The 14,578-nt window shown below is 46.1% G+C and carries 15 protein-coding genes; 6 read left to right on the forward strand and 9 right to left on the reverse strand.

Annotated elements, in window-relative coordinates; translation table 11 throughout:
* Window positions 1-146: 146 nt before the first annotated feature.
* Window positions 147-1,046, reverse strand: a complete 900-nt coding sequence (locus ACRJJO_RS20795) for a phosphoribosylaminoimidazolesuccinocarboxamide synthase (RefSeq protein ID WP_431067487.1) — start codon at window positions 1,044-1,046, stop codon at window positions 147-149.
* A gap of 74 nt (window positions 1,047-1,120) precedes the next feature.
* Here ACRJJO_RS20795 and djlA point away from each other — a divergent pair, with 74 nt between their 5' ends.
* A complete protein-coding gene (djlA, locus tag ACRJJO_RS20800) occupies window positions 1,121-1,930 on the forward strand; it encodes a co-chaperone DjlA (protein WP_431067488.1) in 810 nt (269 codons plus the stop codon).
* 5 nt (window positions 1,931-1,935) lie between these two features.
* On the opposite strand, the gene ACRJJO_RS20805 is transcribed toward djlA, so the two are convergent.
* Window positions 1,936-3,069 (reverse strand): PilT/PilU family type 4a pilus ATPase, encoded by a 1,134-nt coding sequence (locus tag ACRJJO_RS20805; RefSeq protein WP_431067489.1) that lies wholly within the window; start codon window positions 3,067-3,069, stop codon window positions 1,936-1,938.
* 13 nt (window positions 3,070-3,082) lie between these two features.
* Complete coding sequence (locus ACRJJO_RS20810; protein ID WP_431067490.1) at window positions 3,083-4,120, reverse strand: type IV pilus twitching motility protein PilT; 1,038 nt, start codon at window positions 4,118-4,120, stop codon at window positions 3,083-3,085.
* A 294-nt stretch (window positions 4,121-4,414) separates the two neighbouring features.
* Here ACRJJO_RS20810 and ACRJJO_RS20815 point away from each other — a divergent pair, with 294 nt between their 5' ends.
* The gene (locus tag ACRJJO_RS20815) at window positions 4,415-5,098 is read left to right on the forward strand and encodes a YggS family pyridoxal phosphate-dependent enzyme (protein WP_404359152.1); all 684 of its coding nucleotides are present in this window, start codon (window positions 4,415-4,417) and stop codon (window positions 5,096-5,098) included.
* An 18-nt stretch (window positions 5,099-5,116) separates the two neighbouring features.
* Here the strand turns inward: ACRJJO_RS20815 and ACRJJO_RS20820 are convergent, their stop codons facing one another.
* Window positions 5,117-5,380, reverse strand: a complete 264-nt coding sequence (locus tag ACRJJO_RS20820; protein WP_431067491.1) for a hypothetical protein — start codon at window positions 5,378-5,380, stop codon at window positions 5,117-5,119.
* A 254-nt stretch (window positions 5,381-5,634) separates the two neighbouring features.
* Here ACRJJO_RS20820 and ACRJJO_RS20825 point away from each other — a divergent pair, with 254 nt between their 5' ends.
* From ACRJJO_RS20825 to ACRJJO_RS20840, 4 genes are all read left to right on the forward strand, one after another.
* Window positions 5,635-6,231 carry a TetR family transcriptional regulator C-terminal domain-containing protein gene (locus ACRJJO_RS20825; protein WP_431067492.1) on the forward strand — a complete coding sequence of 199 codons (597 nt, stop codon included), beginning with the start codon at window positions 5,635-5,637 and terminating at the stop codon, window positions 6,229-6,231.
* Between the two features lie 50 nt (window positions 6,232-6,281).
* Entirely contained in the window at window positions 6,282-6,557 is a 276-nt protein-coding gene (locus ACRJJO_RS20830) for a DUF4242 domain-containing protein (protein ID WP_404359146.1), read from the forward strand.
* A gap of 174 nt (window positions 6,558-6,731) precedes the next feature.
* Window positions 6,732-8,039, forward strand: a complete 1,308-nt coding sequence (locus tag ACRJJO_RS20835) for a selenium-binding protein SBP56-related protein (RefSeq protein ID WP_431067498.1) — start codon at window positions 6,732-6,734, stop codon at window positions 8,037-8,039.
* 56 nt (window positions 8,040-8,095) lie between these two features.
* Complete coding sequence (locus tag ACRJJO_RS20840) at window positions 8,096-9,979, forward strand: cytochrome c peroxidase (RefSeq protein WP_431067493.1); 1,884 nt, start codon at window positions 8,096-8,098, stop codon at window positions 9,977-9,979.
* 17 nt (window positions 9,980-9,996) lie between these two features.
* Here ACRJJO_RS20840 and ACRJJO_RS20845 read toward each other — a convergent pair whose 3' ends face one another.
* The 5 genes from ACRJJO_RS20845 to ACRJJO_RS20865 form a co-directional block, all read right to left on the reverse strand.
* A complete protein-coding gene (locus ACRJJO_RS20845; RefSeq protein ID WP_431067494.1) occupies window positions 9,997-10,593 on the reverse strand; it encodes a hypothetical protein in 597 nt (198 codons plus the stop codon).
* Between the two features lie 429 nt (window positions 10,594-11,022).
* Window positions 11,023-11,538 (reverse strand): hypothetical protein, encoded by a 516-nt coding sequence (locus tag ACRJJO_RS20850; protein WP_431067495.1) that lies wholly within the window; start codon window positions 11,536-11,538, stop codon window positions 11,023-11,025.
* A gap of 29 nt (window positions 11,539-11,567) precedes the next feature.
* Window positions 11,568-12,482, reverse strand: coding sequence for an MlaD family protein (locus ACRJJO_RS20855; RefSeq protein ID WP_431067496.1), 915 nt, complete (start codon window positions 12,480-12,482; stop codon window positions 11,568-11,570).
* Window positions 12,475-13,257: an ABC transporter ATP-binding protein gene (locus ACRJJO_RS20860; RefSeq protein ID WP_431067497.1), complete on the reverse strand. Its 783-nt coding sequence runs from the start codon at window positions 13,255-13,257 to the stop codon at window positions 12,475-12,477. The genes ACRJJO_RS20855 and ACRJJO_RS20860 overlap by 8 nt, the downstream gene beginning before the upstream one ends.
* Window positions 13,254-14,390 (reverse strand): MlaE family ABC transporter permease, encoded by a 1,137-nt coding sequence (locus tag ACRJJO_RS20865; protein WP_431067499.1) that lies wholly within the window; start codon window positions 14,388-14,390, stop codon window positions 13,254-13,256. Before ACRJJO_RS20865 ends, ACRJJO_RS20860 begins: the two co-directional genes overlap by 4 nt.
* Between the last annotated feature and the right edge of the window lie 188 nt (window positions 14,391-14,578).

A 14,578-nucleotide genomic window follows, 5' to 3' on the forward strand; every position in this document is an offset into this window, starting at 1 on the left:
CTGGATTTAGGTGCTGGGTTCACGGCGTCCTGTCGGGCGAGTGACCGCACCCTCCGCCACCAGAGAACTTTCATTTGCCGGGGTTATGCCAAGCCTTCATGAGCGTTACTGCAATGATTCTCGCAGAATTGAGCGAAGGCAGCGTACTAATTTCTTGAACCGATTAATTTAGCCTCCGCCTCCAGGTATTTTTCGGTCGTCCTACGAATCACTTCCTCGGGCAATGAGGGCGCCGGCGGCTTTTTATTCCAGTCCAAAGTTTCTAAATAATCGCGCACATACTGCTTATCGAAACTGGGTGGGCTCATGCCGACTTGGTATTGATCGGCGGGCCAAAAGCGAGACGAATCGGGTGTTAGCGCCTCATCGATCAAATATAAGACGCCGGCGTCATCGGTGCCGAATTCGAATTTGGTATCGGCAATAATAATGCCTCTTTCCTTGGCATATTTCGCCGCTTCTTGATAGAGAGCCAAACTGGCCTCACGCACTTTTTCGGCGAGTTCTTGCCCCATCAAATCAACCGTTTTCGCAAACGTTATATTTTCATCATGATCGCCGACAGCCGCTTTGCTGGACGGTGTATAGATCGGCTCAGGCAATTGCTGTGCCTGCTGTAAACCTTCGGGAAGACGAATGCCGCAAATATGACCGGTTTGCTGATAATCTTTCCAACCCGAACCAATGATATATCCGCGTACAATCGCTTCGACCGGTAGCGGTTTCAATTTTCTGACCACGACCGCCCTTCCTTCTAGCTGCGTGAGTTCTTGCGGATCGGTAAGCACTTCGGCCAAAGAAACGCCGGCTAAATGATTAGGCAAAATGTGTTTCAATTTACTAAACCAAAAATTCGAAACAGATGTCAAAACACGCCCTTTTTGCGGAATCGGATCCGGTAATATCACATCGAAAGCCGATAGGCGATCGGTCGTGACGATCAACATATGTTCATCGTCTATGTCGTAAATATCACGGACTTTTCCGCGAGCTCGCAACGTCAATTGCGACAAAGATGATTCGTAAAGAACAGCCGGAGCGTTCATAATGCCTCGTTATAAGAAGTTAATATCAAATCGCATACAATAGCATTTATTTTTGAATAACGGGATGACTGGCAATGAGTTGGTTGGGAAAATTCTTGGGCGGCGCCTTCGGATTTCTTTTGGGCGGTCCGCTTGGGGCTATACTAGGGGCATCGGTCGGCCATCACTTCGATTCCGGCTTGGAGGCATTCGATTTCGACGAGCGATTGAGCCCCGGCGATAAGCACCGCATACAAACCGCTTTTTTTACCGCGACATTTTCGGTAATGGGCCACATCGCCAAAGCGGACGGACGCGTTTCTCAAGCGGAAATCGATCTGGCTAAACGTGTAATGGACGAAATGGGCTTATCGGCCGACTTACGCTCAACCGCGATTAAACTCTTTCAACAAGGCAAAAACAAAGACTTTCCTCTTGATGACGCGCTTCGTCAATTTCGTCACGAGTGCCGCCGGCGAGGCGATTTGATTCGCATGTTTTTAGAAATTCAACTTCAAGCCGCGATGGCCGATGGCCATTTGAGCGAGGTCAAGGATAAACTGTTGATTAAGATCTGCGGAATACTCGGTCTTTCGCGGTTTGATTACGAGCGCATCAAATTACAAATTCTGGCGCAATACCGGCTCTATGGCAGTCAACATCGACAGCAATATCAAACGACTAAAAAAGAGGATAATTTAGCTACCGCCTACGAGGTCCTCGGCGTCCGCCCCAATGCTAGCGATAGCGATATTAAAAAAGCTTATCGCCGCCTCATCAGCCGGCATCACCCTGATAAACTGGTTGCGAAAGGCCTACCCGAAGAAATGATGATCTTGGCCAAAGAAAAAACGCAACAAATCACCAAGGCTTATGAAACGATTAGTGAAGCACGCAAAAGATGATTGAATTAAAAACGAGAATGCTCGTCTTCGTCTTCTGTTAAATGCATATTTTCATTGACTAAAGTCCCTAAATCTTCAGCACCCAGCTTAATCATCAAGCGTACTTCGTTTCTTGAGTCCGCAGAGTTTAAGGCATCTTCATAACTAATTTTTCCGGCGGTATAGAGATCGTAAAGTGCTTGATCGAAGGTCTGCATCCCATGTTCCCGCGAATTCTTCATTAATTCCTTAAGTTTGTGAACCTCGCCTTTACGAATCAAGTCGGAAACCAAGGGTGTGTTCAACAAAATTTCAACCGCGGGATAGCGTCCTTTGCCATCGGCACGGGCAATCAACTGCTGCGCGACAATGCCTCGCAAATTCAACGACAAGTCCATAAATAATTGATTATGCATTTCGTCCGGAAAAAAATGCAAAATCCGATCCAATGCCTGATTGGCATTGTTCGCATGCAAGGTCGTTATACACAAATGCCCGGTTTCAGCGAACGTAATCGCATTTTGCATCGTTTCACGGGTTCTAACCTCACCGATCAGGATAACATCAGGCGCTTGGCGCAAGGTATTCTTAAGTGCGACTTCATAGGATTCGGTATCCATGCCGACTTCGCGCTGCGTGACAATGCAACCCAAATGCGGATGCAAAAACTCGAGCGGATCTTCAATGGTAATAATATGTCCGCTGCTATTTTGGTTTCGATATTTGATCAACGACGCCAATGAAGTCGACTTACCGGTTCCCGTCCCGCCGACGAACAACACCAGTCCTCGCTTATTCATGACCAAATCTTTTAAAACCGGCGGCAAATGAAGATCTTCGGCATCGGGAATATGAGTCTCGATGCGCCTCAACACCATTCCCGCAGCATCTCGCTGGGTAAACGCACTCACCCGGAATCGGCCGAGCTTAGGAAAAGCAATCGCAAACTGACACTCTTTGGTATTATCGAATTCGTCTTTTTGCCGTTGCGTCATCACACTCATGACAATAGCTCGAGATTGATCGTTGTTTAGCATCGTTTTTGATACTTCGATCAACTTACCGTCGACTTTTATCGTGGGCGGGCGCCCCGCTGTGATGAATAAATCGGAGGCCTTTTGCTGAACCATTAACTCAAGTAGTCGCTTAAATTCATCCATATCGCCCCCCTCTCTACCTGAACATATCTTTGTTAACCGCTTTCAACATGGCGACTTTTGAAGCCACTAAGCCTTTTTCAACCAATTCTTTCAAATTTTGATCCAAGGTCTGCATGCCTTCCTTGCGCCCGGTTTGAATCGCCGAATACATTTGCGCGACTTTTGCTTCGCGAATCAAGTTTCTAATGGCTGCGGTCCCGACCATGATTTCATGCGCCGCAATACGTCCTCCACCGACTTTTTTCAGTAAGGTTTGCGAAATAACCGCTTGCAACGATTCCGACAACATCGAGCGGATCATGTCTTTTTCTGCCGCCGGAAACACATCGATAATGCGGTCGATCGTTTTCGCGGCCGACGTGGTGTGCAACGTGCCGAAAACCAAGTGACCAGTTTCTGCCGCAGTCAGTGCCAATCGTATTGTTTCCAAGTCGCGCATTTCACCCACTAGGATAACGTCGGGGTCTTCCCGCAGCGCAGAACGCAAGGCCTCGTTGAAACCTAATGTATCGCGATGGACTTCTCGTTGATTGATCAAGCATTTTTGGCTGTCATGGACGAACTCGATCGGATCCTCAACGGTTAAAATATGTGCATAATCATTGGTGTTGATATGGTTAATCATCGCCGCGAGCGTTGTCGATTTCCCCGACCCGGTAGGTCCTGTTACCAGTATTAAACCTCTAGGCTTGCGAGTAACTTCTTCAAAAAACTTTGGCGCATTAAGATCTTCTAAACTCAACACCTTCGAAGGAATCGTTCTAAAAACCGCCCCCGCACCTCGATCCTGATTGAATGCATTGACACGAAACCTTGCAACACCCGGCAATGCAAAAGAAAAGTCGGTTTCAAGAAATTCTTCATAATCGCGGCGCTGTTTGTCGTTCATGATGTCGTAAATCAAGGCATGAACTTCTTTATGCTCTAAGGCCGGAATATTGATACGCCGGATATCGCCGTCCACCCGAATCATCGGCGGCAAACCGGCCGATAAATGTAAATCCGATGCATTGTTTTTAACGGAAAAAGTCAATAATTCAGCAATATCCATACGATTCTCAAGCGGCTAATAAAAATAGAAATACTAAGGATTTGGTTATAAACAACTTCCCTATTTTTAAAGAGGGATCGGTTGCTCGATTGACAGGTGTCGGCGGCGGGCAGATGTTTGCTCCTGCAAAATCTGCATTCACGGCGTCCTGCCAGGCGAGTTATCGAACCCTCGGCAAAGTTCATAACTCCAGGAAGTTATTTTTCGCGAAATCCTAAATAACCTTAGCCTAAGTCTTTGCTTTTTGAAAGGGCTGCTGTTTAATAGCGGTTTTTTATCATCTAAATTGTGCTTATGTTCGCAATTGCTCAACAAATCGCATCCGTTCGAACCCAAATCAGACAAGCCGAGATCGACTTCGAACGCTTACCGGGAAGCGTTCGCTTACTTGCCGTCAGTAAAACTAAACCTTCTTCGGACATTATCCTCGCCTATCTTTCCGGCCAGCGCCATTTCGCGGAAAGCTATGCTCAAGAAGCGCGGGCCAAGCAACAAGAGCTCGGGGCTTACAATATCACCTGGCATTTCATCGGCCCGATTCAATCCAATAAGACCAAGCTCATCGCCCGCCATTTTGCCTGGGTTCATAGCGTAGACCGGTTCAAAATTGCCCAGCGGCTCAGTGAACAACGCCCCGTCCATTTACCGGCATTGAATATTTGTTTGCAAGTCAACATCAGCCATGAAAGCAGCAAATCAGGCATTGCTCTGAATGATCTTCCGGAATTGGTCGACGCAGTTAAAGCCCTTCCGAGTCTCCGCCTAAGAGGGGTTATGGCGGTACCTGCACCGCAAAGTGACTTTTCTTTGCAACGAGAGCCCTACCGATTGCTCTATGAAGCGGTTTCCGAACTCAAGCATCCTAATCTCGATACGTTTTCATTCGGGATGAGTGACGACTTAAGCGCGGCGATTGCCGAAGGATCCACAATGGTCAGAGTAGGCACGTCCTTGTTCGGAACCCGGCAATACACTTAATCCGACACCACTGAGGCATCAATCTTTTTTCTTAACGATCGCCAATCCCTGATCTTTTAGCTGCTGTGCGGCTTCGAGAATATCTTTGCGGTGCTTGTTAATATATAGCCCGCTACCGATACCCATTGCCATCAACAACACAGGGTGCTTAGCAAGCTTGAGAATGATCTCCGCTCCAACCTTAGAGCCGGCCGAGAGTATGCCCAACTTGATTAATGGATGCATACTCTTTCCTTCCTGCTCTATGTTGCCAGACCCTCCATTTGACTCCTGTTCGCTCATTTACAATTTTCCTATTGTTTTGAATTGAAATATTCATGACGAAGCATGCCTTTCGCGCTTCAAATTTCGCCATCATGCACCCTCTACCAAAATGGGAGAGGTTTTAAAAAACCGAAAATTGGGCTGCGCGAAAGGTATATTTTCTGTCCTTCGCCTGTACCCGGCAAAATATTAGCAAGACCTCTGATAAATCCCAAAATTAATGATTGATTTTTATTATTGACAGTTAAGACAACCGGTCGTATTATTTTCCCATGATCGAAATATCGCAAAAACAAATCAACCGAGATAATCTACTCAATCAAGGCGTCAAGCTATTGATGGAGCAGGGTTACCATGGTACCGGACTTAAAGAAATTTTGGATGCCGTTAAAATACCAAAAGGGTCTTTTTACAACTATTTCGGCAGTAAAGAAAATTTCGGCGCGGAGGTCATTCAGCACTACATTGAACCATTTATTAAACAGCTTGACACATATTTGGAACATTCGAATGGCGACGCCCTATCTGCGTTAAAACGCTATTACCGCGATTTGATTGCCGAAACCGAAAAACAAAACTTCAAAGGCGGCTGCCTGCTCGGCAACCTCATGGGTGAAATCGGCGACACCAGCAAAATATGCCAAAAGGCATTGCAATCCGCGGTAACTCGTTATCGCAACATTATGCGCTCTGCACTTACACAAGCACAACAACAAGGAACCGTTCGATCCGATCTGACGGCAGAGGAAATGGCCGATTTATTACTAAACACTTGGCAAGGCGCGTTACTTCGAATGAAAATCGAACAATCCTCGGAACCCTTAAAACAATGTTGCCGGAGCTTGTTGGAGGGCTATTTCAAAGCCTAATTTTTTCAATCTCATTTGAGACGACCAGTCATTTTTAATTGGAGAAAAACATGCCAAAATTCATTATCGAACGAGAAATCCCCAATGCCGGATCATTGACAAGCGAAGACCTTCATGGTATCGCTCAAAAGTCATGTTCCATTCTTCAGAATATGGGACCGAAAATTCAATGGATTGAGAGCTATGTAACCGATGATAAAGTCTATTGTGTTTATATCGCACCTGACGAAACGGCTATTCGGGAACACGCTCAACAAGGATCATTCCCTGCTAATCGTATCAGCCAAATCAAGACGATTATTGATCCGACCACTGCCGAAACATAAGCACTTTATCACCCCAGAAACACTATCAGCCAAAGGAGGTAATCAGTCCGACTCACGAAAACTCACTATTACTCAGATAATTACAAGAGAGTGCATACCATGAAATCACAAAGCAAGAACCGTAACCTTCTTGGCAAACTAACTCAATCCGCCTTGTTTGCCGCTTCTACAATCATGATCAGCAGCCTTAGCATACATCCTGCACAAGCTGACGAAACCTGTATGTCCCCCTATATGGCCAAGATTGTCGGACAGGAGGACTTTGTTTATATCTGGACGCTCGGCATGGAAGGTGTCGGAGATGAGCAGGATAAGCTTGTCACAGTCGATGTCAATCCTCAGTCCAAAAACTATGGCAAAGTCGTCAACTCGCTGTCGGTCGGCGGACGGAATGAGGCGCATCATTCCGGCTTTACCGATGATCGGCAATACTTGTGGGCTGGCGGCCTCGATACCAATAAGGTTTTTATTTTCGACGTTCATAGCGACCCGGCTAAACCCAAATTGACGAAGGTCATCAGCGATTTCGTCGCGAAAAGCGGTGGCGTAGTCGGCCCGCATACGACCTACGCCTTGCCCGGTCGCATGCTGATCACCGGGCTCTCTAATAACAAAGATCATGGCGGCAGAACCGCTCTAGTCGAATACACCAACGAAGGGGAATATATCGCCACGCACTGGCACCCAACCGACAGCGACTTACGCGGTGCTATCAAAACCGGAAACTACGCCGATGGTTACGGTTACGATGTTCGAGTACTGCCAAGGCGCAACTTAATGCTAACGTCGTCTTTCACCGGTTGGTCTAATTACATGATGGATTTCGGTAAAATGCTGAATGATCCCGAGGCGATGAAACGCTTCGGCAATACCGTCGTGCAATGGGACCTGCATGCGCGCAAACCGAAAAAAGTCTTCGACGTTCCCGGTGCGCCGTTGGAACTTCGTTGCGCATGGGGAGCTAATAATAACTACTGCTTTACCAGCACAGCACTAACATCGAAGATCTGGTTGATTTATGAAGACCAAGCAGGCGAATGGCAAGCGAAAGCAGTAGCCGATATTGGCGATCCTTCTAAAATACCTTTGCCGGTCGATATCTCTATTTCGAGCGATGACAAAACATTATGGGTCAATACCTTTATGGACGGGAAGACTCGAGGTTTCGACATTAGCGATCCGTTCAACCCGAAACAAGTTTACGAACAAAAAATCGGCTCCCAAGTCAATATGGTGTCGTCAAGTTGGGACGGTAAACGTCTTTATTATACGACTTCTCTATTGGCCAACTGGGATAAAAAGGGTGACGATAACGAGCAGTTCTTCAAGCTTTATCATTGGAATGGAAAACAACTTAAAGAACAGTTCTCGATCGATTTCATCAAAGAAAAGTTAGGCCGCGCGCATCAAATGCGGTTCGGTGCATATTCTCTTTATAGCAGCAACAGCCAGCAGCCCAACCTGCTTACGAAATATCAATAACCTCAATGAGCGGCCTCGGCCGCTCTCTGTTCCCATCGATTCGCCGGAGCGACGCCATGAAACATTTGTTTACCATCGTCATTTTGCTGTCGAGCGTAGCGGTCTTTTCGGTCAAGGCCGACAACGAAACGCTTGCGCCCGGTTACGGCGCGCTGCAATACGAACTCCCGGCCGTCGGCAGCTATCTGTTACCGGCGCTCGGAAAAGCCGCAGACGGTAAAGTTCTCGACGAACAAGGCCAAGCTGTTAACTTGCATCAACTGATGGGCGATAAGATCGTGCTACTCAGTTTTATTTATTCGACGTGCAGCGACGTCAACGGCTGCCCTTTAGCAACCGGGGTGTTTCATAAAATCAAAAACCGGCTTAAAAAGGCCCCCGAATTGAGCCGACAACTGCGTTTGTTGACGTTAAGCTTCAACCCCGAACAAGACACACCCGAGAAAATGAAACAGTATGGCGAGCACCTGCAGGATGAAAACATCGAGTGGCGCTTCCTAACGACTGCTTCGGAAGCCGAGTTGCGGCCGATTCTCGATAATTATCGGCAAAGCATCCAGAAAGTCTACGACGAAAACGGACGTTTCACCGGCACTTTTTCGCATATTTTGCGCGTCTATTTGATCGACCGAAACAAAAAAATCCGCAACATCTACAGCGTTTCGTTCTTGCATACCGACACTTTAATCAACGATGTGAAGACCTTACTGCAACCGGTAGCCGTCGCCACTGGTAAAAAGTCGAAACAAGTCTTCAAACGCTTTCGACCCGGCGACGATAAATCGAATTACGAAAGCGACGATTACAGGACGGATAGCATCGCACTGGCCGACCGGACCGGTCAAGCTACCGATTTGATGAAAACGGTCTACAATCCGCCAAAAGGCCTGCCGCCCGTACCGGTTCCGGCAAACAACCCGATCACACCTGAAAAAGTACAATTGGGGCGGAAACTTTTCTACGATCGCCGGCTGTCGCTGAACAATACTTTTTCGTGTGCAATGTGCCATATTCCTGAGCAAGGCTTTACCAGCAATGAGATGAAAACCGCGGTCGGAATCGAAGGCCGTACCGTCAAGCGCAACAGCCCGACACTTTACAATGTCGCCTATTACACAAAACTGTTTCACGACGGCCGCGAAACCAGCCTCGAACATCAAGTTTGGGGGCCATTATTGGCGCACAACGAAATGGCCAATCCTTCGATCGGCAGCGTAATCGAGAAATTGCATAACGATAGCGAATACAAGGCTCTTTTCAACAAGGCTTTCGGCAAAGGACCGACAATCGAAACAATCGGCATGGCGATCGCAAGTTACGAACGCACGCTGAACTCCGGCAACTCAGCGTTCGACCGATGGTATTACGGAAATGAAAAACAGGCATTGAGCGCATCCGCTCAACGCGGATTCAAACTTTTTAGCGGTAAGGCTCAATGTTCGGCTTGCCACACCGTCGACAAGGAAACCGCACTGTTCACCGACAATGCGTTTCATAATACCGGCATCGGCTACCATGAAGCGATGGGCAGCGATGCCAAAACTCAGCGCGTGCAAGTCGCCCCCGGCGTCTTTGTCGATGTCGATAACAAATTGATCGCATCGGTCTCGGAAACCAAAAGCAACGATCTCGGTCGCTATGAAGTCACGCAAAACCCAAACGACCGCTGGCGTTACAAAACCCCGTCGTTGCGCAATGTCACGCTGACCGCTCCGTACATGCACAACGGTTCGATTTCAACACTAAAAGAAGTCGTCGAGCTCTATAACCAGGGCGGCATTAGCAATGAAAACTTAGATCCGCTGATCATTCCTTTGAATTTAAACGCGGCTGAAATAGACGATTTAACTGCTTTTCTGGAATCTTTGACCGGCGACAATACCGATGAATTGGTTGCCGATGCATTCGCGGCTCCGGTGGGCGATCATCAAGAGAACTGATCATCGTGCGATCCTTTTTACAGCATCGCCAATAACGATGAAATCAATTGAAAATAAATGTCCAACAATCCCGCTAACGCATTTTGATATACGGCTTCCAGGGTTTCAGTCGGTTGCTCAAGCATTAAATTGAACAAGTCCACAATCGCTGAATAAACGCTCACAAAATAGACTTCCACAACGTCAACTGCTTGATTCGTATAATTTGTCACCGGTTCGATCAATGCCGCGACCGTTGCTTGAGGGTGATCGTAAAACGCTTGCCAAAATTCGCCGGCTTGCAGACCCAATTGTGTCGCATCGACTACTGTCTGTTCATACATAGACTCGACTTTCGGAAAATAAACCTCGTTAACCTGAGCATACATCTGCGCACCGTAATCAACAGCTTGAGCATACCATTGCGAGCCAGTCTCGACCGGATGCGCATAAATTTGCTTCGCGGTAACGGCCACTTCAGCGTGCCAATCGATCAAGACCGTTTTAATTTGTCGATACAGCTCGCTTACTTGCAGGCTCAGACTACTGTAAAGCTCCCGCGTCGGCAAAAACACTTTATGTTCGAGGTCTAGCGGTTTGAAATCGAAAAAATCGGGGTTTTTGAAAATTGACATAACTTACCTTTTTTAAAACTGGGATGTCGAAAAAAAGATGCGGCCGGGAGGCCGCATTAAAGAGGAAGGATTCAACTCTAGTCTCGTGAAGAGTGCATACAAGAGTCGAAGTAAAGTGTATCCATTAAAGGCGACCAGGAAAATGTGGCATTTTGCCGCGCGACAATTGGCCGCTAACCTTGGCCTCTATTTTGCAACGTATAATTAGTTTGGGTTTCAGACAAGCCCTCTGAACATAAATGAAATCGCGTGATCAGTCGCGTTCAGCAACTCATTGACACGCATTAATGCATTAAATAACTGTGTAATTTGACTAAGATTAGGTGAAATGACTGATTATCCACAAAAAAACGCCTTGACATCGACTAACGCACTTCCTATTTCGACTTTACCTGTGCAGATGCCGGAAGGTTTGGCGCCAAGGATGGATTAACGCAAAGAATTAAACCAAGCGCTCATTTCACTCACGGCTACCTCAGTCAAGTCGGCAAAGCTATTGACCGCACCCAATGCATTTGCCGATATATTGACTTGTTCAAATTGAAACGTTTTTCGAGCTTTTGGTGCATTTTCGTTCACCTTATACACTTCAACTTCAAAAGCAACGACCGAACGCGCTTGCTGTGGAGTGTCGAAACGTTGTTCAAAATCCAATAAACGCACTTTTACAGTTAACGGCTCGCTTACTGGAATTGCTGCGAAGTGCTTGGCCAATAAAGCGGCCGGTTGCGCGATCCATCGGTCTAGGTTATAAAATTTTACAATGGTGGGGGTTAAATAAAGCTGCCTGTAGTGAATTCTCGTATCCCTTAACCACTCCGGAGCTGTTACTTCGACATGTAATGGGGCCTGCTCAGCATTTCGCTGAACAATAAGCCCAAGGTCGTGCAAAGCCGCTCCATCGGGTCTAGTTTTATAGCTACAGCCACTTATCAGCATCAGCATGATTAAACACAAACACGTTAGTGATACTTTCATTGCGGCTCCTCATATCCCGGTTCGCCCGGAGCAGGCTCGGTTTTAACCGGGCCTAATATTAATGCTTGAGGATTAGCTTCGAGCATATTGGCAACTCGTTTTAATTGATTCATTGTGGACTGTAATTCATTCATTGTTTGATGCACTTTTGGTAATGTTGTCCCTGTCAGCACATCCCCAACATTCGCTCCCGATGCGATCAATGCATCCCCTCGGTCACCAAGCACTTTTACACTATTCGCCGCCGCTTTTAAATCAATCGTCAAATCACCGATTTGACCGAGCGTAGTCTCCGTACTATCTATTAAATTCGGCATTCTTTCCAATACCTTACCCAGTTGATCCTCAAGTTTTGGCATTTTTTCGGTGACGACATTTAAATTACGTAAAATTTCACGTCCATGCTCTTCATTTTCATCGCTCAACACACGGTCTAGACGTATCATCAATTGTTCGGCTTTCATTAATATTTCTTCGCCTGAACTCAATAAACGATCCGTCAACGATGGCCGCAACGGAATTCTTTGCTCCGGCCTGTCGCCAGGTAACAACCATTCATCGCTGTCTCCCGAATCTTGTAAATCGATTTGCGTTAGCCCTGTCACCCCTTTTAGACGTAATGTTGCAAAAATCCCTCGTGTAAATCGTATATTGCTATCCACCTCAATTTCGACCAAAATTGTCAGTGGATCGCTCGGATCGAAATTTACCGTCAAAACCTTTCCGACCGCAATACCCCGGTAATACACGGTAGATTCGGGATTTAAACCGGTTACTGAGTCTCTAGTCGAGATAACATAAAGATCACGTGCCTTTTCAAAGCTACCGATCCAATACACTATGCCGACCAGTCCTATTATCAGTGTTAGTAAAAAAAGACCGGTAGCTAAAGCGTGCGTATCTCTACCCAAAACAATGCTCTCTATTCACAAAAACTTTCTCAGCGTGCTTATTATGAAAAAATTGTCTCGCAAAAGTATGACTACACTTTAGCGCGACTTCTAACGGACCGTATGCAATTAATTTTTTTTCCGCTAACACAGCAACTTTGGTACACAAATCATTCAAAACGTTTAAATCATGGGTGACCATAACAACCGTAAAACCCAAGTCATGATGAAGCTCGCACAATAGATCCACAAATCCTTGACTCGCAATGGGATCAAGACCGGATGTCGGCTCATCAAGAAATAATAACGTAGGCTCTAAAATCAAGGCCCTGGCAAGAGCCACTCTTTTAACCATACCTCCAGAAAGCTCCGCTGGCATGAGCACCTCGTCCTTCGCAGATAAGCCAACCATCGCTAATTTTAAAGCAACCAAATGAGTTATCCATTCGAAATCCTTGACACCAATTTCCCGCAACGGAAACGCAATATTATCGAAAACATTTAACGAACTAAATAAAGCGCCTTTTTGAAACAATACACCACACTGACTTAACATCAGACCTGACACATTTCCGGACTCATAATCTAAGGTCTGCCCCATTACCGTAACACGTCCTTTGGTCGGAGCCTGCAATCCGATCATTTCACGCATCAATGTCGTTTTTCCGCTTCCAGATGCCCCGACCAAGCCGAGAATTTCCGTTTTTGACAAACTGAAACTAATATTTTCGTGAATTACGTTGTCACCAAATTGGGTCCAAATGTTTTCCATGTGGATTGCATTGACATCATTCATGGCATTCCCGTTCCCATAAATAAAATTGCAAATATCGCATCCACCATGATCACCACAGTAATTGAAGCGACAACGGAATTGGTCGTTTCATTCCCTAAACTTTCCGAATTGGGTTTAATATGAAATCCATAGTGACAGGCTATCATTCCTATTAACATGCCGAATACCGCGGCCTTGCCCACTCCAATAAATACATTAACCAAAGGTACGGAATCAGGTAGTCTCTGCACAAACTGTTGCATACTTATATCGAGCGTGTGCCAAGCCGACACAATACCACCTATAAGAGCGGCCGCATTAGTCCATACCGTCAATAACGGTAACGTTACTGTTAACGCGACTACTATTGGAAAAATGATTCGTAGCGAATGCGAAATTCCCATCGAGGACAATGCATCTAACTCTTCTGCAACGCGCATGATTCCTATTTGGGCGGTTAACGCAGATCCTGATCGGCCTGCTACTAAAATAGCCGCTAACAAAGGCCCCAACTCTCGAATTATACTCATCCCCAAAATATTGATAATGTAGATTTCCGCACCGAAGGCTTGCAGCTGTAGTGCGGACAAATAACTGAGAACAATACCAATCAAAAAGCCAACTAACGCTGTGATGCCAAGCGCCTTTACACCGGAACTATATATAGTCATTGATATTTCCGGCCAAGGTATTTTGTTCGGTGATCTGAATAGATGTGCTGTGTCGAGCAATAATTGGCCAAGCAAAATAATTCCATTAAATACATGCCTATAAAAAGCCAAAATGACTTTATTTCCGTCCTTGAAGATTTGTACTAAACTTTTCTGTGCTTCTTCCGGCCGTGCATAGCTAAAGGTTTTCCAGCGATCGAATAAGCGTTTATGTTCCGGCCTCATTTGCACTTGATTTGGAAACTCTCCCCTCCAGGCTTGCCATATTAGCCAAGCTCCCGCACTATCGAGCGCATCGACCTCATCAAGGCGCCATATACAATCCGAATTAAATTGCAGTCCTTTAAGCTCTCGAGTAATAGCTGGACTTTCGTTGATTGCTAATAAGTTCCATGAACCTTTGAGATTAATTGAGGATAAACTATTTTTCTGCTCAATTTGCAACACCGGTTTAGCGATAAGCTTATTTTTTAACGAGGCCATCAATGTATTTTTCCATTGTTATAAGTAAATACAACTATTCGACCATTCTATAACAATTTGGTTTTCGCCCATGAATCAATTAGCTTTATTGACTAGCCCATCCAATTACAAACCTAACTGTGAGGGTACGCTGCGCGTACCTAATGGATGCCATCCTTTTGCAAAACCTTAGGGCAAAAAAAAGCCCG

Origin of the sequence: Methylotuvimicrobium sp. (genome assembly GCF_050611805.1) — a bacterium.
GTDB lineage: Bacteria > Pseudomonadota > Gammaproteobacteria > Methylococcales > Methylomonadaceae > Methylotuvimicrobium.